General features: G+C 62.8%; 20 protein-coding genes. 6 read left to right on the top strand and 14 right to left on the bottom strand.

Features of this window, described 5'->3' with window-relative positions; genetic code table 11:
• The 6 genes from ACILRC_RS00245 to ACILRC_RS00220 all read left to right on the top strand — a co-directional run bounded on the left by ACILRC_RS00245 (position 1) and on the right by ACILRC_RS00220 (position 5,616).
• Positions 1-1,281 carry an L-fuconate dehydratase gene (locus tag ACILRC_RS00245; RefSeq protein WP_395667319.1) on the top strand — a complete coding sequence of 427 codons (1,281 nt, stop codon included), beginning with the start codon at positions 1-3 and terminating at the stop codon, positions 1,279-1,281.
• Positions 1,278-2,165: an amidohydrolase family protein gene (locus tag ACILRC_RS00240; protein WP_395667318.1), complete on the top strand. Its 888-nt coding sequence runs from the start codon at positions 1,278-1,280 to the stop codon at positions 2,163-2,165. Before ACILRC_RS00245 ends, ACILRC_RS00240 begins: the two co-directional genes overlap by 4 nt.
• Before the next feature lie 19 nt (positions 2,166-2,184).
• Complete coding sequence (locus tag ACILRC_RS00235) at positions 2,185-3,015, top strand: SDR family oxidoreductase (RefSeq protein ID WP_395667317.1); 831 nt, start codon at positions 2,185-2,187, stop codon at positions 3,013-3,015.
• Position 3,016: 1 nt separating this feature from the next.
• A complete protein-coding gene (locus ACILRC_RS00230) occupies positions 3,017-3,358 on the top strand; it encodes an L-rhamnose mutarotase (protein ID WP_395667316.1) in 342 nt (113 codons plus the stop codon).
• Positions 3,359-3,606: 248 nt separating this feature from the next.
• Positions 3,607-4,017 (top strand): hypothetical protein, encoded by a 411-nt coding sequence (locus tag ACILRC_RS00225; protein WP_395667315.1) that lies wholly within the window; start codon positions 3,607-3,609, stop codon positions 4,015-4,017.
• Between the two features lie 45 nt (positions 4,018-4,062).
• A complete protein-coding gene (locus ACILRC_RS00220) occupies positions 4,063-5,616 on the top strand; it encodes a methyl-accepting chemotaxis protein (protein ID WP_395667314.1) in 1,554 nt (517 codons plus the stop codon).
• A 230-nt stretch (positions 5,617-5,846) separates the two neighbouring features.
• Here the strand turns inward: ACILRC_RS00220 and ACILRC_RS00215 are convergent, their stop codons facing one another.
• The 14 genes from ACILRC_RS00215 to ACILRC_RS00150 all read right to left on the bottom strand — a co-directional run bounded on the left by ACILRC_RS00215 (position 5,847) and on the right by ACILRC_RS00150 (position 20,529).
• Positions 5,847-6,923 (bottom strand): ABC transporter ATP-binding protein, encoded by a 1,077-nt coding sequence (locus ACILRC_RS00215; RefSeq protein ID WP_395667313.1) that lies wholly within the window; start codon positions 6,921-6,923, stop codon positions 5,847-5,849.
• A 5-nt stretch (positions 6,924-6,928) separates the two neighbouring features.
• Positions 6,929-7,780: a carbohydrate ABC transporter permease gene (locus ACILRC_RS00210; protein WP_395667312.1), complete on the bottom strand. Its 852-nt coding sequence runs from the start codon at positions 7,778-7,780 to the stop codon at positions 6,929-6,931.
• Between the two features lie 39 nt (positions 7,781-7,819).
• The gene (locus tag ACILRC_RS00205; RefSeq protein WP_395667311.1) at positions 7,820-8,689 is read right to left on the bottom strand and encodes a carbohydrate ABC transporter permease; all 870 of its coding nucleotides are present in this window, start codon (positions 8,687-8,689) and stop codon (positions 7,820-7,822) included.
• A 153-nt stretch (positions 8,690-8,842) separates the two neighbouring features.
• Positions 8,843-10,105, bottom strand: a complete 1,263-nt coding sequence (locus tag ACILRC_RS00200; protein WP_395667310.1) for an ABC transporter substrate-binding protein — start codon at positions 10,103-10,105, stop codon at positions 8,843-8,845.
• Positions 10,106-10,234: 129 nt separating this feature from the next.
• Positions 10,235-11,242, bottom strand: coding sequence for a Gfo/Idh/MocA family protein (locus ACILRC_RS00195; RefSeq protein ID WP_395667309.1), 1,008 nt, complete (start codon positions 11,240-11,242; stop codon positions 10,235-10,237).
• A 5-nt stretch (positions 11,243-11,247) separates the two neighbouring features.
• Positions 11,248-12,231 (bottom strand): ROK family protein, encoded by a 984-nt coding sequence (locus ACILRC_RS00190; RefSeq protein ID WP_395667308.1) that lies wholly within the window; start codon positions 12,229-12,231, stop codon positions 11,248-11,250.
• A 91-nt stretch (positions 12,232-12,322) separates the two neighbouring features.
• On the bottom strand, positions 12,323-12,709 hold the full coding sequence (locus ACILRC_RS00185) for a phosphomannose isomerase type II C-terminal cupin domain (protein ID WP_395667307.1): 387 nt from the start codon (positions 12,707-12,709) through the stop codon (positions 12,323-12,325).
• A 66-nt stretch (positions 12,710-12,775) separates the two neighbouring features.
• Positions 12,776-14,158: an MGH1-like glycoside hydrolase domain-containing protein gene (locus ACILRC_RS00180; RefSeq protein WP_395667306.1), complete on the bottom strand. Its 1,383-nt coding sequence runs from the start codon at positions 14,156-14,158 to the stop codon at positions 12,776-12,778.
• A gap of 16 nt (positions 14,159-14,174) precedes the next feature.
• Positions 14,175-15,191: an ABC transporter ATP-binding protein gene (locus ACILRC_RS00175; RefSeq protein WP_395667305.1), complete on the bottom strand. Its 1,017-nt coding sequence runs from the start codon at positions 15,189-15,191 to the stop codon at positions 14,175-14,177.
• Positions 15,192-15,208: 17 nt separating this feature from the next.
• The gene (locus ACILRC_RS00170; RefSeq protein WP_395667304.1) at positions 15,209-16,012 is read right to left on the bottom strand and encodes a carbohydrate ABC transporter permease; all 804 of its coding nucleotides are present in this window, start codon (positions 16,010-16,012) and stop codon (positions 15,209-15,211) included.
• 2 nt (positions 16,013-16,014) lie between these two features.
• Positions 16,015-16,869: a carbohydrate ABC transporter permease gene (locus ACILRC_RS00165; protein WP_395667303.1), complete on the bottom strand. Its 855-nt coding sequence runs from the start codon at positions 16,867-16,869 to the stop codon at positions 16,015-16,017.
• Positions 16,870-16,884: 15 nt separating this feature from the next.
• Positions 16,885-18,156 carry an ABC transporter substrate-binding protein gene (locus tag ACILRC_RS00160; protein ID WP_395667302.1) on the bottom strand — a complete coding sequence of 424 codons (1,272 nt, stop codon included), beginning with the start codon at positions 18,154-18,156 and terminating at the stop codon, positions 16,885-16,887.
• A gap of 56 nt (positions 18,157-18,212) precedes the next feature.
• The gene (locus ACILRC_RS00155) at positions 18,213-19,232 is read right to left on the bottom strand and encodes a LacI family DNA-binding transcriptional regulator (RefSeq protein WP_395667301.1); all 1,020 of its coding nucleotides are present in this window, start codon (positions 19,230-19,232) and stop codon (positions 18,213-18,215) included.
• Positions 19,233-19,344: 112 nt separating this feature from the next.
• Complete coding sequence (locus ACILRC_RS00150; RefSeq protein WP_395667300.1) at positions 19,345-20,529, bottom strand: class I SAM-dependent methyltransferase; 1,185 nt, start codon at positions 20,527-20,529, stop codon at positions 19,345-19,347.
• Between the last annotated feature and the right edge of the window lie 9 nt (positions 20,530-20,538).

Raw genomic sequence — 20,538 nt, 5'->3', positions numbered from 1 at the left:
ATGGCAAAAATCACTTCTCTGCGCGTGGTGGACGTGCGCTTTCCGACCTCGCAGCACCTCGACGGCTCGGACGCGATGAACCCCGACCCGGACTACTCCGCCGCCTACGTCATCCTCGGCACCGACGCCCCCGGTCTGGAAGGGCACGGCCTGACCTTCACCATCGGCCGTGGCAACGAAATATGCTGTGCCGCCATCGAAGCCCTGCGCCCGCTGGTGGTGGGCCTGGACATGGATTGGGTGGCCGCCGACATGGGGCGCTTTTGGCGCCACATTACCTCCGACAGCCAGTTGCGCTGGATCGGGCCGGACAAGGGCGCCATCCATTTGGCGACCGGCGCGGTGGTCAATGCGGTGTGGGACCTGTGGGCCAAACAAGAGGGTGTGCCGGTGTGGAAGCTGGTGTCGCGCATGTCGCCCGAGGAAATCGTGCGGCTCATCGACTTCCGCTACATCACCGACTGCATCACCCCCGCGGAAGCACTGGCCCTGCTGCAAAAGCAAGCCGTGGGCAAAGAGGCGCGCTGGGCCACGCTGGAACGCGAAGGTTACCCCTGCTACACCACCTCGGCGGGCTGGTTGGGCTACGGTGACGAGAAGCTGCGCCGCCTGTGCCAAGAGGCGGTGGACGCGGGTTTCAACCACGTCAAGATGAAGGTGGGCCGCGACAAGGCCGACGACATCCGCCGCCTGACCATCGCACGCGAAGTGCTCGGACCACAGCGCCAATTGATGATCGACGCCAACCAGGTCTGGGAGGTGGACCAAGCGGTGCAGTGGGTCAACGACCTGGCATTTTGCAAACCCTGGTTCATCGAAGAACCCACCAGCCCGGACGACATCGAGGGCCACCGCACCATCCGCCAAGGCATTGCGCCAGTGAAGGTGGCCACCGGTGAGATGTGCCAAAACCGCATCATCTTCAAGCAGCTCATCATGCGCGGCGCCATCGACGTGGTGCAGATCGACGCCTGCCGGCTCGGTGGCGTCAACGAGATTCTGGCGGTGATGCTGATGGCCGCCAAGTACGGCTTGCCGGTGTGCCCGCATGCCGGTGGCGTGGGGCTGTGCGAGTATGTGCAGCACCTCTCGATGATCGACTACCTGTGTATCGCGGGCACCCGCGAAGGCCGGGTGATCGAGTACGTGGACCATTTGCACGAGCACTTTGTGGAACCCTGCGTCATTCGCAACGCGGCCTACATGCCGCCGCAAGCGCCTGGCTTTTCGATTGAGATGAAACCGCAATCGCTTGCGGACTACACCTTCCGGCCCCGATGAAAATCGACACCCACCAGCACTACTGGCACTACCAGCGCGCCGACTTCCCCTGGATCAGCGACGCCATGCCGGCGCTGCAGCGCGACTGCCTGCCCGCCGACTGCGCCAGCGCCATGCGGGCTGCGGGCGTCGACGCGGTGGTGGCGGTGCAGGCCCGGTGCACTGGGGATGAGACTGATTTTTTGCTGCGGGTGGCGCAGCAACATCCGACGGTGGTCGGCGTGGTGGGCTGGGCCGACCTGCGCGATGCGCAGTTGCCCGCGCGGCTGGCGCAGTGGCGTACCCATGAGGCCTTCAAAGGCCTGCGCCACATCCTGCAAGACGAGCCCGATGCCGCCGCTTGGGTTGCTGATGCGCAGGTGCAGCGCGGATTGCGCGCGGTACAGCAGCACGGCCTGGTGTACGACGTGCTGGTGTTCGACCACCAGCTCGGCGCTGCGCAGGCGCTGTGTGCACGGCACGACGCGCACTGGCTGGTGTTGGACCATGTGGGCAAGCCCGCGTTGCGCAACTGGGCGCACGACGGCGACGCCGCAACGCGCTGGCGAGCCCAACTCGCTGCGGTGGCCGCCCTGCCCCATGTGGTGTGCAAACTCTCGGGCTTGGTCACCGAAACCGACTGGCCAAACCAGCAATCCGTGTCGACCGGCGATGCACAAAACATCTGGGCTTGCTTTGACCACGCGCTGGCGGTGTTCGGGCCAGAGCGACTGATGTACGGCTCGGACTGGCCAGTGTGCCAACTCGCGGCAGGCTACGACACGGTGCATGGCCTGGCTGCCACCTGGGCACAGCAGTCGCTTTCCGTCCAAGAGCAAGCGGCGTTTTGGAGCGGCAACGCGCAGCGCTACTACGGCCTGACACTGCCCAGCGCCGCTGCCTGAGACGCAACAGGAAACTCCCATGGACCTGCATCTGAACAACAAGGTGATCATCGTGACTGGCGGTGCCAGCGGCATTGGCGCGGCCGTGTCGCTGACCCTGGCGCACGAGGGCGCCATTCCCGTGGTCTTTGGCAAAAGCCCCATGCCGGCCGACTTTGCGGCGCAACTGCAAGCGAAGTTGAATGCGCATGGTCAGCTTCAAGCGCATGGGCTTCCTCAGGCGCAGGCACCAGCGGCGCAGCAACTGTTTGTGCAGATCGAACTCTCCGATGCGCAGGCCTGCCAGACAGCGGTCGCTCAGGTGTTGGCCCAATTCGGTCGCATTGACGGGCTCGTGAACAACGCCGGTATCAACGACGGCGTCGGCCTGGATGCCGGGCGCGATGCCTTTGTGGCGTCGCTGGAGCGCAACCTCATCCACTACTACACCATGGCGCATTTGTGCGTGCCGCACCTCAAGGCCAGCAAGGGCAGCATCGTCAACGTGTCGTCCAAAACGGCGCTCACCGGCCAGGGCAATACCAGTGGCTACTGTGCTTCCAAGGGCGCGCAGCTCTCGCTCACCCGCGAGTGGGCCGCCGCACTGCGCGACGATGGCGTGCGGGTCAACGCGGTCATTCCCGCCGAGGTAATGACGCCGCTGTACGCACGCTGGATCGCGGGCTTTGACCACCCGGAGGAAAAGCTGGCCGCCATCACCGCAAAAATTCCGCTGGGCAAGCGCATGACCAGCGCCGAGGAGATTGCGAACATGTGCGTGTTCTTGCTCTCCGACGCGTCGTCCCACACCACCGGGCAATGGGTGTTTGTGGACGGCGGCTACACCCACCTGGACCGGGCGTTGACCTGAGATGCGCTACGCCCTCGCCCTGGACCTGGTAGACGACGCGCAGCGCATTGCGGACTACGAAAAGGCCCACGAAACCATCTGGCCCGCGGTGCGCGACCACCTGTTTTCCAACGGCGTCATCGCCATGGAAATCTACCGCCTGGGCACCCGCCTGTTCATGGTGATGGACACCGACGACGCCATCTACAGCCCCGAAGCCATGGCCCGGGCAGACGCCACCAACCCTGCCATTGCTGAATGGGAAGCGCTGATGTGGACCTACCAGGTTCCTACGCCGTGGACGCCTGCGGGGACCAAATGGACAGCACTGCGCAAGATTTTTTCGTTGGACTCGCAGCGCTGACAACGGCCGCAACGGCGTGAGCGGCCTGCACCGCTTTGGCAGATCCGGGCCATTCGATGGGTTACTACAGAGTTACACAACAAGTCCGAAGCAGATGCCGTGACAAATGGCACGAAAGTGCAACCGCCCACCTGCATTGTTCAGCTACGTGTAATCTACATTGCCCTTGGCGTTTGCGGTCAGGGCCGTACAACGCTTGCTGACCGAACGTACACCGGCCTTTGGCTTCCAACCCAGGAGTTTCGAAAATGAATAAGTGGTTTGTTTCTCTCTTTGTTTCACTTGCCGCGCTGATGTCCGCCACCACGGCCAGTGCCAATGAATTTGCCACGCTGCGCGCGGACATGACCGCCGCACGTGAGTCCCTGGTGACTATGCTGACCAACAAGGACAAACGTGGTGCGGACCACCAAAAAGTCGTGAAAGACACCGCCGATGCAGCAACAGCACGTCTGTCCAAAATGAAAGCACCTGCAGGCAAGGAAGCCCAGTTCAAAGAGCTGGTGGAAACCTGGGCTGCCTTCAAGAAAACCCGCGAAGACGAACTGGTGCCTGCCATCCTGGCCGGCAAGGATGCAGAAGCCCGAAAAATTGCAGGTGGCATCCAAAAGGACCGATATACCAAATGCCAGGAACTGCTGAGCGCGCTGGGCGGTTGAGTTAGCAGTGCTTCATAAGCACTGCGGCAAACACAGGGAGTGAGTATGTACAAGGGTGGGCGGCTCCAATTGCGGTTTGGGGCCCGCATTGCACTTGCCTTCGGTGCGGTATTGGCCGTCATCGTGGTGTTGGTGGGTGCAACGCAGCTGAGCCTGCGCATGGTGGCCTCCAACACGGACGATATGCGACGGGCCCTCCAGTCACAGGCTCTTGCCTCCGAGGTGCACTTGCTGGCAAAAGACAACGCCATCGCCAGCATGGTGGTGGTGTTGTCTCCCAGCCCCGATCAGCAAAAACGGCTGGCAAAGGAAATCACCGACAGAGACGCGCGCATCGCCGACAGCCTGAAAGTGCTCCAAGATTCCATGCCGGAAGGCAGCGAACACGCCGAACTGATGGCGGAAGTACAAAAACGACGTACCAATGCCGTGTCGGGTGTGCAACGCATCGTGAAGTTGGTGTTGGACGACAAGCAGGCCGAAGCCGCGTTTGCTGCTGACGAAGAAATGATCCCCATGCTCAATCCGTTCCTCGCAGCATTGGGCAAGCTCGATGAAAGCAAAGCCGCTGAAGTGAGTGCGATTGACGCAGCAAATGGTGCCCTCATTGCACGCACGCTTGGGGTGGCGCTTGCCGCCGGGTTGGCGGCGGCATTGCTGGCACTTGTCGCCGGCCTGTGGTTGGCACGTAGCATCACCCGCCCCTTGAAAGATGCAGTGGCGGTCGCGGAACGTGTTGCCAAGGGCGATTTGAGTACCACGATCGCCGCATCGGGCACCGACGAGGTCGCCAGTCTGTTGCAGGCGCTCTCGCGCATGCAAGACAGCCTGGTGCGGGTGGTAGCGCAAGTCAGAAGCGGTGCGGAAAGCGTAGCCGCTTCCAGCGCTGAGATTGCGGCGGGCAACGCCAGCCTGGCACAACGAACCGAGTCCCAGGCCAGCGCAGTGGCCCAAACCGCAGCGTCCATGGACCAGCTCAGTGCGACAGTGCACGCCAGCGAAGAGAACGTGGCCGAGGCCAGCACACTGGCCACCGAGTCGTCCAGCGTGGCCGAGAAAGGCGGGCATGTGGTCAGCCAGGTCGTGGACACCATGCGTGAGATCAACGAATCGAGCAAACGTATTGCGGAAATCACCAGTGTGATCGACAGCATCGCTTTCCAAACCAACATCCTTGCGTTGAATGCCGCGGTGGAAGCTGCACGCGCGGGTGACCAAGGGCGTGGCTTTGCGGTGGTGGCCAGCGAAGTGCGCAGCCTGGCGCAGCGCAGCGCGTCTGCGGCGAACGAAATCCGCACACTGATTGCGGCCAGCGTGAAGCGGGTTGAAGCAGGTAGCGTGTTGGCCGACCGCGCAGGCAAAACCATGCGGGACGTGGTGACCACGAACCAACAGGTTTTTCAGATTGTTGGCGCTATCAGCGTAGCGGCCAAAGAGCAATCCGCAGGGGTCGGCCAAGTCGGCACAGCCATGACCGCGTTGGACGACAGCACCCAGCAAAACGCCGCGCTCGTGGAGCAAATGGCCGCGTCGTCTGAGAACCTCAAACAGCAGGCTGATGAGCTGGTGAACGTGGTGTCGGTTTTCAGGCTGGGCTGAAGCAAGCTACACAGCTGGTAATGCAGTGCAGGTAGTGCAGCTGCAATGGCTCTACTGACGTGACTTAGGTAACGCGTTTCGGCTGCGCAGGGGCGCCCCGCCCCTGTTGACCACCGCGACTGCCAACAGGCGGTCGGTCAACTCCGGCAGTGCCTTGTACTCTTGTGGCTTGACGCGCTGGGCGTCCTCAGGGCTCAGGCTTGGTTGCTGGTCACGACTCGAAACCGCCCTCACCCCACCGTCAACCGCACCCCGCTGGCCTTGTCAAACCAGTTGTTGTGCTTGGCGCTGACCGACAGCCCCACGCTCTGGCCAACCTTCAACTGGGTGTTGGCAGCAGTGCGCACGGTGATGGCGCCCACGCCGGTTTTGACGACGACGTAGGTATCGGCGCCGGTGGGTTCGACCAAGCTGACTTCGCCGCGCCAGGCGGCATCGTCGCTGAAGTGTATGTGTTCGGGGCGCTGGCCGAGGATGGCTTCTGCCACAGCGGGGCCGGGCAGGTCCAGGCTGCCGCCTTCGAATACAAAGCGGCCGGTGTCGCCCTGGCCTTCAATGCGGCCGGGGATGAAGTTCATGGTCGGTGAACCAATGAAGCCTGCCACGTAGGTATTGGCTGGTGTGCGGTAGATTTCATCGGGCGTGCCGATCTGCTGCAGCACACCGTCTTTCATCACCGCAATGCGGCTGCCCAGCGTCATGGCTTCGATCTGGTCGTGCGTCACATACACGCTGGTGATACCGCTGATCTGGTGCAGGCGTTTGATTTCGGCGCGCATCTCCACGCGCAGCTTGGCGTCCAGATTGGACAGCGGCTCGTCAAACAAAAACAGTTGCGGGTCACGCGCTAACGCACGCCCCATGGCGACGCGCTGGCGCTGGCCACCCGAGAGTTGGGCGGGGCGGCGGTCCAGCAAATGCGAAATTTGCAGCATGGCCGCCACTTCCTGGATGCGCTTGGCGCGTGCCTCTTTGGGCACCTTGCGCATCTCCAGCGCAAAGCCGATGTTGTCGGCCACTGACATCGTGGGGTACAGCGCGTAGCTTTGGAACACCATCGCAATATCGCGCTGCGCAGGTGCCACACCCACCACGCTTTTGCCGCCAATGCGCAGGTCGCCTTCAGTGGGGTCTTCCAGGCCGGCAATGATGTTGAGCAGGGTCGATTTGCCGCAGCCCGAAGGCCCCACCAGAATCAGGAACTCGCCGGGCGCAACGTCGATGTCGATGCGCTTCAAGACCTCGACCGTTTTGTCGCCCTTGCCAAATGCTTTGCGGATGCCCGCGATATGCAGTGAAGCTGCCATGGTGTTTATCCTTTCACAGCGCCGGCTGTGAGTCCTTTTACAAAATACTGGCCCGCCAGCACATACACCAGCATGGTGGGCAGGCCGGCGATCACGGCGGCGGCCATGTCGACGTTGTAGTTCTTCACAGTGCTGGAGGTGTTGACCATGTTGTTGAGGCCGACGGTCACAGGCTTGCTTTCGGCGCCGCTGAAGGCAACACCAAACAAGAAGTCATTCCAAATGTTGGTGAACTGCCAAATCAAGGTCACCATCAAAATGGGCGTCGACATGGGCACAACGATGCGCCAGAAAATGCGCCAGAAGCCCGCGCCATCCATGCGCGCGGCGTTGACCAGCTCGGTCGGGATGGCGGTGTAGTAGTTGCGGAAAAACAGTGTGGTACCGGCCAAACCTGCGATGCAGTGCACCAAAATCAGGCCGCCAACCGAGCTGGAGATGCCCAGAAAACCCAGCACCTGGCTCATCGGCAACAGCACCACCTGAAACGGCATGAACACGCCAAAGAGCATGAAGCCAAACAGGATCTCCGAGCCCTTGAACTTCCACATGCTCAGCACGTAGCCATTGATGGCCCCCCAAGCGGTGGAAATCAGTACCGCGGGCACAGCCATCACCACCGAGTTCAAAAAGTAGGGTTGCAGACCACGGCAGTCCACGCCGGTACATGCGGTGGACCAGGCCAGCCGCCAGGCTTCGAAGTTCAGGCTGTGGGGCAGGCTCAGCAAGTTGCCAGAGCGGATTTGCTCTGCGTCCTTGAACGAGGTTGCCAGCATCACATACAGCGGCGCGAGGAAGAAGAAGGCGGCGACCAGCAGCACGCCGTAAATCAGAAAGCGGGAGAGGTTTGGGTTCATGGCAGGCTCGGTGGCAAGGTGCGCAAGGTCGGTTCAGGCTCAGCGCTCATGCGGCTTGGCACGCAACTCGCTGTACAGATAGGGCACCACAATGGCCGCAACGGTGGCCAGCATCATGGTCGCGCTGGCTGCACCCAGGCCGATCTGGCCGCGGGTAAAGCTCATCACATACATGAAGGTGGCCGGCACGTCGGATGCGTAGCCGGGGCCGCCTGCGGTCAACGCCATGACCAGGTCAAAACTTTTGATTGAGAGGTGCGAGAGCACCAAGGTGGTGGAGAACACCACGGGGCGCAAGATCGGCAAAATCACGCGCCAGTAGATGCGCGGCAGCGAGGCGCCGTCCATTTGCGCGGCCTTGATGATGCTGTCGTCAATGCCACGCAAGCCGGCCAGCGACAAGGCCATGGCAAAGCCCGCAGACTGCCAGATGCCGGCAATCACCACGCAGTAAATGGCGGTGTCGGACTGCACCAACCAGTCGAACGAGAAGCTTGCCCAACCCAAGTCGTGCATCAGCTTCTCCAGCCCCAGGCTGGGATTCAAAATCCATTTCCAGGCAGTGCCGGTCACGATGAACGACAAGGCCATGGGGTACAGGTAGACGGTGCGCAAGACGCCTTCGAAGCGGATCTTCTGGTCCAGAAAAATCGCCAGACCCATGCCCAGCACCATGGAGCCACCCACGTACAGCACGCTGAAGATACCGAGGTTTTTGAGAGCGACCCACCAGCGGTCCATGGCCCACAAGGCAGCGTACTGGTCCAGCCCGACGAACTCGTCGTAATTGGGCAGCATGCGTGAGCCGGTCACCGACAGCACGCCATTCCAAATCATGAAGCCGTAGATGAAAGCAAAGCCCAGCACGAAGCCCGGCGCGATCACCAGCTTGGGGATGATTCTTTCCATGGATTGCATACGGGGTGCTCTGGTGTAGCCGAATGCACAACCCCAAGGCACAGGCCTGGGGTGCGTGCCAAAGCGAAGTAAAGGAGAGGACCAAAGGCCGGGGGACCGCAGCGGCGGCACGTCCCCCGAGCCTTTGGCGGCGAACCGAAACGCTTACTTGGTTGCAGCAGCCTTGGCGATGTTGGCCATGCCCGCGGCCACGGTGATCTTGTCATCGTTCCAGAACTGGCTCACAGCGTCCTTGATGGCGCCTTCCGCAGCGGGTTTGATGGCCATGCCGTGGGCCACTGAGGGCACCAGGCCGCCGGACTTGGCGGTGGACACGAAGTCCTTGGCCGAGGTCTTGGCGCAGTCATCAAACTTGGCCATGTCCATGTTCAGGCGCACCGGGATGGAGCCCTTGTTCAGGTTGAACACCTCTTGGAACTCGGTGCCCATGATCGAAGCTGCCAGATCGCTTTGGGCCTTTTGGGCACCAGCGTCTTTGAGCTTGAACATCGCGAACGAGTCCACGTTGAAGGTGTAGGCGTTGGCGGTGCCAGGCGCAGCAGCACAGACGTAGTCCTTGCCAGGCACCTTGCCAGCTGCGGCAAACTCGCCCTTGGCCCAGTCACCCATGAACTGGAAGGCAGCCTTTTCCTGAATCACCATGGCAGTGGCCAGGTTCCAGTCGCGGCCCGGGGCTGCAGGGTCGGTGTAGGACTTGATTTTGCGGAAGGTCTCCAGCGACTTCTTCATGGTGTCGCTGCCCAGCGCCTTGGGGTCCAGCTTGATCAGCGCGTCCGAGTAAAACTTGGCACCACCCACGCCCAACACCACCGACTCAAAGGTGGTGAAGTCTTGCCAGTTTTGGCCACCGTGGGCCACAGGGATCAGGCCGGCTTTCTTGACCTTTTCAGCAGCGGCAAAGAACTCGTCCCAGGTCTTGGGGGTAGAAGTCACACCGGCTTTTTTGAGCACCGCCGAGTTGGCCCACATCCAGTTGACGCGGTGCACATTGACCGGTGCTGCCACGTAGTTGCCCTTGTACTTCATCACATCGGCAACGACCTTGGGCAACAGGTTGTCCCATTGTTCTGCCTTGGCTGTGGCGTCCAGGTTGGCCAGTACGCCTTCAGAGGCCCACTCTTGGATGGCCGGTCCCTTGATTTGGGCAGCTGCGGGCGGGTTGCCCGAGACCACGCGGCTCTTGAGCACCGTCATCGCAGCGTCACCGCCGCCGCCAGCCACTGCGAAGTCTTTCCAGGTGTGGCCCTTGCTCTGCATGATTTTCTTGAGCTCGCCAACTGACTTGGCTTCGCCGCCCGACGTCCACCAGTGCAACACTTCTACCTCGCCAGCTTGGGCCGCGTTCATCGCAGCAGAACCTGCCAGCGCCATTGCCACCACGGTGGCGATCTTTGAGAGCTTCAACATCGTGTCTCCAGTAAGTTTTGTAGGCAGCCACTTGCGGCTGCACCGATACACCCATCCGGACGAACACCATGTTTGCCCGAATTAATTAATTTTTCATTAATTTTCGGGCCAGAGCCATTGGGGATTTCCCTAGACCGGCTCCCAAGCCTGACTGAGCTCGGAGCGAAACAGCGCATCGATCACGCGCATATTGCACACCGCATCGTCCAGGCCATACGGCAGTTGCAGCGCACCACGCACCACCTGCGAGAAGGCGTCGCCCTGCAGCGTGTACTGGTCAGATTCCGCCAGTTCCTCCTGCACCGCCGCGCGCCCACCGAGCACCTTGCCGTTGTCCAGATAGATGCGGGTGCTTTGGCCTTGCGGTGCGTTGAAGGGGATTTCAATCTCCAGCCGCTGCTGCGTGCCCACCAAATGCAGCCGCTGGTAGGGTGTGGTTTGGGTGGCCACTGTGAAGTCCAGTCGGCGACCGCCACCAAAGTCGACCAGGGCGCTGACCAGCCGGTCGGTTTTGAACTCCGGGTCGCGTTCAAACAGGCCCACCACCCGCTGCGGCTCAGCCTCAAAAAAGAAGCGCCCCGCCACGATGGCGTAGCAGCCAATGTCGTACAGCGCGCCACCGCCCGCATCCGGCAGGTTGCGGATGTTGTCAGCCTGCCGGTTGAAGTACGAAAAGAAAGCCTGCACCACCCGCAACTCGCCCAGGGCACCGCTGCGCAGCAGCGCGCGGGCGCGCAGCCACTGCGGGTGAAAGCGCACCATGAACGCTTCCATGATGTGGACTTGGCTGGCCACCTCGCGCAGTGTCAGCGCTTGCGCGGCATCCATGGCAAAGGGCTTTTCGCACAGCACATGCTTGCCCGCGCGGGCGGCAGCCAGCGTCCACTCCATGTGCATGTCGTTGGGCAGCGGGTTGTAGATCGCTTCGATCTCGGGGTCCGCCAACAAGGCTTCGTAGGAGCCATAGGCCTTGGCGATGCCCAACCGGTCAGCCACCGCACGGGCCTGGTCGAGCGAGCGCGAGGCAATGGCCACCACCTCGCTGTGCTGGCCCCGTTGCATGGCCGGGATGACCTTTTCCCAGCCGATCTTGGCGGTGCTCAGCACCCCCCACTTCACTTTGCCTTGCATGGACATGGCATTCACTCCGTCACCAGCGCCAGCGCGGCAAAGTCGCCCACGCGCTCACCTAGACCTGCGGGAACAATCTCCAAACCGTCGGTCAGCGCGGGCAGCTTGCCTGCCACAAATGCGCGCAATCGGGGCAACAAATCATCCTGGTTGTGCCAGAACACACTGCCACCGATGGCAATGCGCTGCAGGTCCAGGGTGGCTGCCATATTGAAGAGCGTGCGGCCCATCACTACGCAAAGCCCGTCTACGACTTCCAGTGCGGCAGGCTGCTGCGCCCGCGCTGCGGCAAAGAGTGCAGCCGAATCCTGAAAACCCAGCGCGCCAAAGCGGCGTGGAATTGCGTTGCCTGCCACCAGCGCCTCCACATCGCCCACCATGCCGCAGCCACACAGTGCGTCGTCGTTGTCGCTCACAAAGGTGTGGCCGGCGTGGCCAGCATTGCCGTTCTTGCCGCGCAGCACACGGCCGTCCACGCACAAGCCCATGCCGATGCCGGTGCTCCAGGTCACGTAGGCGCAGTGGGACTGGCCCTGCAGCGCGCCCCAGCGGCGCTCGGCCTCCAGGGCGCCCACGCCGTCGTTTTCCACCCGCACAATGGGAAAGGCGGCCTTCAAAGGCGCTTCCAAGAGCGCGGTGCGCCAATCGTTGGGCAGGCCGCGCGCCGCACCGGCCAAGCCACCACAGATGTTGGGTGCGGCCAGTTCCACCAATCCATCGCGAAGTACAAACGGCCCGCACGAAGCCACGCCCACGGCAGCGATGTGCTCCAAGCGCACGCCGGCTGCGGCACAGCTGGCGGCCACCATGCGGATAATTTGCGCTGCCAGCGCACCGTTTTCACCTTCTTTGGCGGTGGGCTCGGATACCTTGCCACGAATGCCCTGGGCATCGGCCACACTGACCGCCACTTTGGTGCCGCCAATATCTACACAGGCTACGGGTGCGCTGCCGGGCGGCAAGCGCGCCAACATGTCAAGAGAATCTTCGGTCATACAAAATCACCTATCGAAGGGGATGGTGTCAAGGAGGCGATGTGCCAGGGCTGCCACACGATGCACAAGCGGCGCAATCGGCACACTGGGCTCAACTGCGACCGTAGTCGTCTTGCAGCCGCACGATGTCATCTTCGCCCAGGTAGCTGCCAAACTGCACCTCCACGATTTCCACCACGCCATCGGTCAGGTTGGCCAGCCGGTGCACCTGACCCACGCCAATGTCGCAGTGCTGTCCCACGGCGAGGTCAAATACACGGTCGTCCAAGGTGATGCGGGCGGTGCCTTGGGTCACCACCCAGTGCTCGGCGCGCTGGCTGTGCTTTTGCAGACTGAGCTGCTGGCCCGGTGTCACTTGGATGCGTTTGATCTTGTTGCCAGCGACTTCGGACACCGTCTCGTACCAGCCCCAGGGGCGCTGGGTGCGTTCAATGGTTTCGGTGCGGGTGGAGGTGGGCGAGGTCGTAGGCGAGGTCATAAAACACAAGGTCGGTGTGCGAAAGCGCGATGCTAACCGTCAATCGCGCCCTGGGTTACTGGCACGTTACCGGTCGGCGTGGGCAGCCGCCGGTGTGCCGCCGCTGGTTGCAACCCCACCCTGTGTGCCAGCGGCCACCGGGTGAATCCAGTGCAAGTAGGTAGCAGCAGTCCAAGAAAACTCGGCACCGCCTAGACCGTTTCCGGTGAGCGGGTCGTAGTACTCGTGGAACCCTTGCTGGCGCAACAGCTCGGCGGAATCGAAGCGAATGCGCTCGGCCAAGGCAGTGTGGCCTCGATCGGCCAGGCCGGTGGCGATCAGCATGTTCATGTGTTGCCAAACCGGGCCGCGCCAGTAGCGCTTGGGCTCGAAGCCACCAAAGCTGCTGCGGGTGGACGGCAGTCCGTAGCGGGTTTCCATCAACCAATCGGCGATGGTGCTGGCGCAGTCTTGGTCGAAGCCCGCATAGGCAGCCAGCAGCCCAGCCGACGTGGGCACGTCTTGCAACTGGCCGGTGCGGCTGTCGCGCGAGACGTATTGACCCCAGCGCGCTGACCACAGGGCCTGCACCGCGTGGCGGGTGCGCTGCACGTGCATCTGCATTTCTTGGGCGGGCGCCTCCATGCCGAACTCGGTGCACAGCGCGGCCAGGTCGATGCTGGCGCGCTGCAGGATGCAAATGATGCCAATGTCGTTGACCCGGTACGGGCAACCGTTGAAGATGCGCACCGGATCGAAACCCACCTCGCTATTGAAGTCCATCAGCCGCACCACGCGGTCGTAAAACGCCTTGGGTGGGCGCATCGACGCGTCCACGTGGGTGAGGTCTTTGCGCACGTACGCGCGCTCGGTCGGCGGTACCGCGCGCAGAGGCTCGTCCCACGCGGGCGAGTTATCCATGCCGGTTTCCCAGGGGTGGGTGTTGACCACCAGACCACTGCCCTGCGGGTCGCGGCAGCGGTACCACCAGCGGTGGTGCGCCAGCACCTTGGGCAGCAGTACCGCCAAGCGCTCGCGGGCCATGGCCAGTTGCGGCGCGCAGGCGCTGTCGCGCGCCGCGGCCTGTTGCGCCGCCTGCCACATCCAGCGCAGCATGGTGGCGTGCAGGGGCGGCTGGCTGATGGTGCTGGTGCGCAGTGCCAGGCGGTCGGTGCCCCATTGGTCGGGGCCGGGAAAGTAGGTGTCGCTGTCTTGGTGGAAGGTGATCTGCGCCAGAAAACCATCGTTGGCACCACCAAAGTGGTCAGGCCCCCACTGGCCACGAAACAAGGTGTCGTACTCCTGCCAGGCGCGGTCGGGGTCAAAGGTCATCCAGCCCAGGGCGGTGATGCCAGCGTCCCAGTTCCATTGGAACGGGTACAGGCCATCGGTGGGCAAGGTGTAGCCACCACGGTCGTTGCGGCGCAAGGTGGCTCGGGCGGTGTGGGAGAGTTGTTCGTGGGTTTGCATGGGCTGACTGCGCGACTTAGGCGACGCGCTTTTTGTTGTGGTCGTACCAGCGCTCGGCACCGGGCTTGGCGCGCACCTGCAAGGGCTGCGCGGGCACCACCGTGGGCTGGGCTGCGGTGCTGATGCGCAGCAGTTCGGCGCCCGCCAGGGTGTTGATCTGCTGCGACGCGCCCAGCATCTCCACCACCTTGGCCTGCACCGGCAGTCCGCCCTGCGCCACCAGTTCCACCGATTCGGGCCGCAGGCCCAGGGTTAGGCCAGGCGCGGGCGGTGTGCATCCCAGCGCCTGCTGCACTGCGGCGTCGGTGATGAAGTTCATCGGCGGGTTGCCGATGAAGCCGCCGACAAACTGGTCGGCCGGTGTGTCGTACACCACTGGTGGGGTGTCGTACTGCACGATCTCGCCGCCGTTCATCACCGCGATGCGGTCGGCCAGGCTCATGGCCTCGGTCTGGTCGTGGGTGACGTAAATGGTGGTGGTTTGGATGTGGCGCAGCAAGCCCTTGAGTTCGCTGCGCATTTCCAGGCGCAAGAGCGCGTCCAAGTTACTCAGCGGCTCGTCCATCAGCAGCACATCGGGCTCCACTGCCAAGGCGCGGGCCACCGCCACCCGCTGGCGCTGGCCGCCGGAGAGTTGACCGGCATAACGCCCAAGCAGGTGCTCGATGTGCATCAGGCTGGCGGCGCGCTCGACTTGCTGGCGCACGCGCGCCTCAGGAGCCTTTTTCATGCGCAGGCCAAAGCCGATGTTCTCGCCAATCGTCATGTGCGGGAACACCGCGTAGTTCTGGAACACCATGGCGATGTTGCGCTCGCGCGGCGGCAGGCCGTTCATGCAGCGCTCGCCAATGAAGACGTCACCACTGGTTTGGGTTTCGAGCCCGGCAATGATGCGCATGAGAGTGGTCTTGCCGCAGCCTGAGGGCCCCAGCAGCACACAAAATTCCTGGTCGCGCACTTCGAGGCTGATGGACTTCAAAGCCTGGTGGCCCTTGAACTCCTTGCGGATGGATCGGATGGAGATGGCAGACATAGGTTTCCTCTAGGCCTTCAGCGGTTGCTGATGCCCCACATGGAGAACAGGTACTTGCGCACCACAAAGATGAACAGCATCGACGGCAGAATCAAAAAGAAGCCACCGGCAAAGCGAAAGTGCAGCGGGCTTTCTTCCAGGCTGGCAAACAAGAACGCAGTAAGGGTGCGGTTGTTGAGCGTAAGCACGCTGGCCGAGAACACCTCGTTCCACGAGATCACAAAGCTGAAGACCATGGTCGCCGCCATGCCAGGCAAGGCCAGCGGTAGCACCACTTTCAGGAACGCCTGCACCCGGTTGCAGCCCAGGGTCCAGGCGGCTTCTTCCAGCTCGCGCGGGATGCCCATGAAGAGGCTGGACGACACCAAAATGGAAAACGGCAGCGCCAGCGCGGTGTGCACCAGCGCCACGCCCAAGTGTGTGTCGTACAGGCCCACGCTGATGAAGCGGGTGACCAGGGGCAGCGCCAAAATGGCCAGCGGGAAGGCGCGCGTCATCACAATCAGCAAACGGTAGGCGGTCTGGCCTTTGAAGTCGTAGCGGGCCAGCGCGTAGCCCGCAGGCGCACCCAGCACCACGGCAAACACCATGGTGAGCGCGGCCACCACCACACTATTGAGAACCGACTGCCACACGCCCGCGTAGGTCACGAAAAAGCGCATGGTGTCCAGCGAAAACTCGGAGGGCCACAGGCTCTTGGGCCAGGCGCTCACCGCCTCGCGCGGCATGAAAGCGCTCAGGCCAATCAGCACAATAGGAATGAGCCAGCACACCGACACCAGGAGCGCCGAGGCAGTGACGAAACGGGAGGTGTTGCGCATGCTCAGGCCAGGGTTTCGCGGCGCACGCGCAAGACGCGCAGGTACACCAGGGTAGAGAGAATCGACACGCCCAAAATGAACAGCGCGTAGGCTGAGGCCACATGCGTGTTTTGGTAGGCGCCCTGCCAGTTGTAGGCCTCGCCCACCAGTACCGGCAGGTCGCGCCCGGCCAGCGCATACACCACCGCGAACACCTCAAAGGCCAGCACGGTGCGCAAAATCAAAGCGCTTTGCAGGCTGGGTTTGAGCAGGGGCAGCGTGATCTTGATGAAGCGGGTCCACGGCTTGGCACCGAACACCTCGGCGGCCTCGTTGTACTCCTTGGGGATCAGCTGCACGCCCGCGACCAAGATGACCAGCACGATGGAGGTGGCGCGCCAAATCTCGGCCAGGATCACGCAGACAAACAGCGCCACCGGGTTGTCGTAGCTCAGCCAGGCCACCGGTCCATCGACCAGCCCCAGCGCGTTGAGCACCGAGTTGAAATAGCCCCGGTCGGTGAAGATGGCCAGCCACGCCAGGCCCGCCGCCAAATCGCAGACGCCCAGCGGGATGGTCCAGATGTACAAAAAGCCCATGCGCCCCCACTCCAGCTTTTGCAGCATCATCGCCATGGACAGGGCGACGCAAATCTGCAGCGGCACGATGATGGCCACCAGAATCAGCGTGTTTTTGAGGGCGACCGAGAAGTTCAGGTCGCCCGTCATCTTGCTGAGGTACTGGGTGGTCCAGACGCCGTCGGGCGTGCGAAACGCCATCAACGCCGTCTCGGCCAACGGCCAGACAAACAGCACCAGCAAAAACGCCACGCTGGGCGCAATCAGCAGGTACGGTGTGCGGTTGGAGTCGGAGTGCATGGAGCGCGCTACACCTTAGTCCACAAAGCAGGGGCGGCCGTTGCTGGAGATATCGGGGGCCCAGCAAGGCGCACCGGTTTCCTGCACCAAGTCATTGAGCACCTTGCCCTGCTCGGCCAGCACGGTTTTGATGTCTTCCTTGCGCAGCACGATGCGGGTGAATGTGTCCACATACACCTTGTTGAACTCGCCACCCTTGGCGCCCAGGTGCACCGGCAACTGGCTGGCCACACGGTCCTTGGCAGCAAACACGGCATTCATGCCGTCCGATGCCAGTTGGATGCCGGGCGAAAGCTCACCCAGGTTGGCCTTGACCACCGGGAAGAAGCCGATCTCTTTCATGATCAAGGCCTGGGTGGCGGGCTTGGTCATGTGGTCGATCACACGCTCGGCGGCTGCACGGTCCGGGGCGTTCTTGGGGATGGCCATGCCCACCATCACCGGCATGAAGCCGCGGCCCTTGGCACCGGCAGGCGCGGGGAAGGCCACAAAGTCGGCAGGCTTTTCCATCAAGGTGGGCAGCAAGCGCGCGGTGTGGTCAAACGCCACCCACACTTCGCCGGTCTTGAGCGGCTCTTCCATGAAGCCGTAGCTGGTGGAGCGTGGGTTCACGTAGTTCCACAGCTCGCGCAGGCTGGCCCAACCCTTCTCGGCATCCGCGCCCTTGAAGGTGCGCACAATGCCGCCGGTGTGGCTGGGGTAGAACGAGGCTTGGAAGTAGCGGTGCATCAGCCCTTTGGGTCCGGCCGGAAAGCCAATCTTGGATTCGCCAGTGGCCGCTTTCATGGCCTTGCCCCAGGCGGTGAGCTGGTCGTAAGTCAGGGCATTGACGTTGGCGCCCTTGGGCAGGTACTGCAGCGCCTTTTTGTTGGCCACCATCTGGAAGGTGTTGGTCATCAGCGGGATGAAGCGCTGGTTTTTGCCACCGAACTTGCCCAGTGCCACGGCGGCAGGCGAAAACTCGCGGTTGGCTGAGAGTGTTTTGAGCAGGCCGTCCAGGTCCGACAAACCGCCAATTTGGTTGACTGGTGCCAGTTCGCCATCGAGCGCAATCGTGGCGTGCACCTTGCCCTGGGCGGCACCCAGCTCGGCCTTCATGCGGGTGAAGTAGGTGTTGCCGTCTTCGGGGATGAAGTTGACCGCATCCGGTGCGCCGTTGAGGATGATGGTGCGCACTTTGGCGGCCTCTTCGACGGGGCGCATCTGGGTGGACACGACGTTGGTTTGCGCTTGTGCCCAGCCGGCCAGGGCCAGGCAGCACAGCAGGGTGACAGACTTCAGTTTCATGGTGGTCTCCTCGTGGTAAGTCGGTGGGGTAAACGGTGTGCGCAGGTCAACAACAATCAGGGAGCGGGGCACACAGAAGCCCGCTCAATGAAATGGATGGGTTCGAGCCGGTTGAGGGTGGCAATGTCTTTGCCCGCCATCACGCCCAGCAGCATGTCGGCCAAGTGGCGGCCGTTGTCCACGATGGCGTGCTCGATGGTCGACAGCGGCGGCGACGCGTAGGCGCCAGCCTCGGTGTTGCCGTAGCCGGTCACGGCAATGTCTTTGCCAATCTGCAAACCGCGCGCGCGGCAGGCCGCCATGGCGCCCAGCGCCTGCGCGTCGGTGGCGCAGACCAAGGCCGTGGGTAGTGCAGACAGGGCGCCGCGCTGCAACACCGCCAAAGCCGCTTGCTCGCCCGCACTGGCGGTGACTTCGCAGTGCACATCCACGCAGTCGGACCCGGTGATGCCGGCGTCTAAACAGGCCCGCAAGAAGCCGCGCTTGCGCAAACCGGCGTAAGTCATGAAGTCCGGGCCATTGATCAGCGCCAGGCGCCGGTGGCCCAGCGCAATCAGGCGGCGCGTGGCCTGAAAAAACGCTTCTTCGTTGTCGGTGTCCAGCCAGGCGTGGGGCGCGTTGGACTCGGTGCGGCCATGGGTCACAAAGGGAACCCCGCGCTCTTGCAGCAGGGTCACCCGGGCATCGAAGCTGCGGGTGCGCGCCAAAATCACGCCGTCCACCAAGCGCCCGTCGATCAGCCGCTCCATTTCTTTGATCTCTCCGTCTCCAGCAGGCAGCGCCACCGACATCGCAAAGTAGCCCTGCTCGCGCAGCACCTCGGCCGCACCCGAGAGCAAGGCGGCAAAGGTGGAATCCAGAAAGTTGCCCGCGCGCACCGAGGTCATCAAGGCGATGGCGCCGGTGCGACCGGTGGCCAGGCGGTGCGCTACCGGGTGGGGCTGGTAGTTCATGGCCTTGGCGGCCTGCTCCACCCGCAGCCGGGTTTTGGCGCTGACATCGGCGTAGCCATTGAGCGCACGCGAGACCGTCGAGACCGACAGCCCGAGTGAGTTCGCCAACAACTGTATCGACATGAAAACCGCTCCAAAACCGCTTTTGTTAACGGTGATTGTGGTTACAAAAGCGGTTTTGTAATTCGGTAGTTACCCTGATTGCCGTGCTGAAAAGCGCGGCAAAGAAGGCGGTTTAAAGGCGGTGGCTGCGGTCGCCCTGGGCGAATCCGATGGCGTCAAAGGCCGCGCCCTTGACGAAACCAATCGCTTTGAAGAGTTCGCCCATCTCGTGCTCCATCAGCAGCTTTTGGGCGCACACGCGCTGCGGCAGAGGTGCGGCCTGCATGCGCTCTGCCAAACCGCAATTGATCAAAAAATGGGCTTGGCTGGTGTAGCCCAGCACCTCCAAGCCCGCGTCCTGCCCGGCCAGGGCAATGCCGGTGAAATTGACATGCGCGGTGATGTCTTTGCAGCCCACATCGGCCAAGGCATCGCCATCGGCCTGGTGCGCGCGATGGCACATGACCGTGCCCATATGGCGCTGGGGGTGGTAATACTCAGCCTCGGGAAAACCGTAGTCCAGAAAAAACAGTGCTCCGCGCTGCAGCCGCTCGGCCAGGGTCCGCACAAATGCCTCCGCCTGGGGGTGGATTTCGGTCAGGTAGTCGTGCTCGCCCTCCACCTCCAGCGGCGGGCGCAGCGCAGTGGGCCGGTCGGCCCACACAAAGCCCGGCGCGTGGGGGACCTGTACCACGCCGCGCTCGTGCCAGACGCCCCGCACGCGCGCCAGCAGTTGCACCGGCATCGCATCGAGCACCTCGTTGCCCACTACCACGCCATGCATTTCGGTCGGCAGCTCGGTCGCCCAATGCACCGTGTCTGCATAAGCGGCCAGCGTCTGGCGTTGGCGGTCCTTGAGGGTGCCTGACAAGTCCACGATGGTGTAGCGGTCTAAGCGCTGTCCCATGGCCGCCAAGGCATCGAGCAACTGCAAGGCCAGGGCGCCGGTGCCTGCTCCAAACTCCCATACCTCGCAGGTGTTGGTGGCTTGCAGAGCCTGCGCCACCTGCCGCGCTAGGACCTGGCCAAACAGCGGCGTGATTTCTGGTGCGGTGACAAAGTCGCTGCCCGCACTCTGGACGCTGCCGCTGGCAGCGGGGAGGTCTTGGGGCATGGGACCGATCTGGTTCGCGCCGCGACTGTAATAACCCATAGCCGGGGTGTACAAGGCCAGCGCCATGAAACGATCGAACCCGATCCAGCCACCAGCCTCGTCGATGGTGCGCGCAATGGCGTGCTCCAGCGTCGCGCCATCGCCGCCGTCAACCGCACACTCTGCGCCGTGCGGGGTCTTCGTTAAACTCGGTCGCCTTGCCATGTCGCGCTG

The organism is Rhodoferax sp., from assembly GCF_044236835.1.
Lineage (GTDB): Bacteria > Pseudomonadota > Gammaproteobacteria > Burkholderiales > Burkholderiaceae_C > Allorhodoferax.
This window is presented reverse-complemented; position numbering and strand designations above follow the sequence as displayed.

Excerpts from the sequence above, each read along its gene's own strand:
- ACILRC_RS00245 (WP_395667319.1), top strand. The coding sequence starts at position 1 with ATGGCAAAAATCACTTCTCTGCGCGTGGTGGACGTGCGCTTTCCGACC.
- ACILRC_RS00240 (WP_395667318.1), top strand. The coding sequence starts at position 1,278 with ATGAAAATCGACACCCACCAGCACTACTGGCACTACCAGCGCGCCGAC.
- ACILRC_RS00235 (WP_395667317.1), top strand. The coding sequence starts at position 2,185 with ATGGACCTGCATCTGAACAACAAGGTGATCATCGTGACTGGCGGTGCC.
- ACILRC_RS00230 (WP_395667316.1), top strand. The coding sequence starts at position 3,017 with ATGCGCTACGCCCTCGCCCTGGACCTGGTAGACGACGCGCAGCGCATT.
- ACILRC_RS00225 (WP_395667315.1), top strand. The coding sequence starts at position 3,607 with ATGAATAAGTGGTTTGTTTCTCTCTTTGTTTCACTTGCCGCGCTGATG.
- ACILRC_RS00220 (WP_395667314.1), top strand. The coding sequence starts at position 4,063 with ATGTACAAGGGTGGGCGGCTCCAATTGCGGTTTGGGGCCCGCATTGCA.
- ACILRC_RS00215 (WP_395667313.1), bottom strand. The coding sequence starts at position 6,923 with ATGGCAGCTTCACTGCATATCGCGGGCATCCGCAAAGCATTTGGCAAG.
- ACILRC_RS00210 (WP_395667312.1), bottom strand. The coding sequence starts at position 7,780 with ATGAACCCAAACCTCTCCCGCTTTCTGATTTACGGCGTGCTGCTGGTC.
- ACILRC_RS00205 (WP_395667311.1), bottom strand. The coding sequence starts at position 8,689 with ATGGAAAGAATCATCCCCAAGCTGGTGATCGCGCCGGGCTTCGTGCTG.
- ACILRC_RS00200 (WP_395667310.1), bottom strand. The coding sequence starts at position 10,105 with ATGTTGAAGCTCTCAAAGATCGCCACCGTGGTGGCAATGGCGCTGGCA.
- ACILRC_RS00195 (WP_395667309.1), bottom strand. The coding sequence starts at position 11,242 with ATGTCCATGCAAGGCAAAGTGAAGTGGGGGGTGCTGAGCACCGCCAAG.
- ACILRC_RS00190 (WP_395667308.1), bottom strand. The coding sequence starts at position 12,231 with ATGACCGAAGATTCTCTTGACATGTTGGCGCGCTTGCCGCCCGGCAGC.
- ACILRC_RS00185 (WP_395667307.1), bottom strand. The coding sequence starts at position 12,709 with ATGACCTCGCCTACGACCTCGCCCACCTCCACCCGCACCGAAACCATT.
- ACILRC_RS00180 (WP_395667306.1), bottom strand. The coding sequence starts at position 14,158 with ATGCAAACCCACGAACAACTCTCCCACACCGCCCGAGCCACCTTGCGC.
- ACILRC_RS00175 (WP_395667305.1), bottom strand. The coding sequence starts at position 15,191 with ATGTCTGCCATCTCCATCCGATCCATCCGCAAGGAGTTCAAGGGCCAC.
- ACILRC_RS00170 (WP_395667304.1), bottom strand. The coding sequence starts at position 16,012 with ATGCGCAACACCTCCCGTTTCGTCACTGCCTCGGCGCTCCTGGTGTCG.
- ACILRC_RS00165 (WP_395667303.1), bottom strand. The coding sequence starts at position 16,869 with ATGCACTCCGACTCCAACCGCACACCGTACCTGCTGATTGCGCCCAGC.
- ACILRC_RS00160 (WP_395667302.1), bottom strand. The coding sequence starts at position 18,156 with ATGAAACTGAAGTCTGTCACCCTGCTGTGCTGCCTGGCCCTGGCCGGC.
- ACILRC_RS00155 (WP_395667301.1), bottom strand. The coding sequence starts at position 19,232 with ATGTCGATACAGTTGTTGGCGAACTCACTCGGGCTGTCGGTCTCGACG.
- ACILRC_RS00150 (WP_395667300.1), bottom strand. The coding sequence starts at position 20,529 with ATGGCAAGGCGACCGAGTTTAACGAAGACCCCGCACGGCGCAGAGTGT.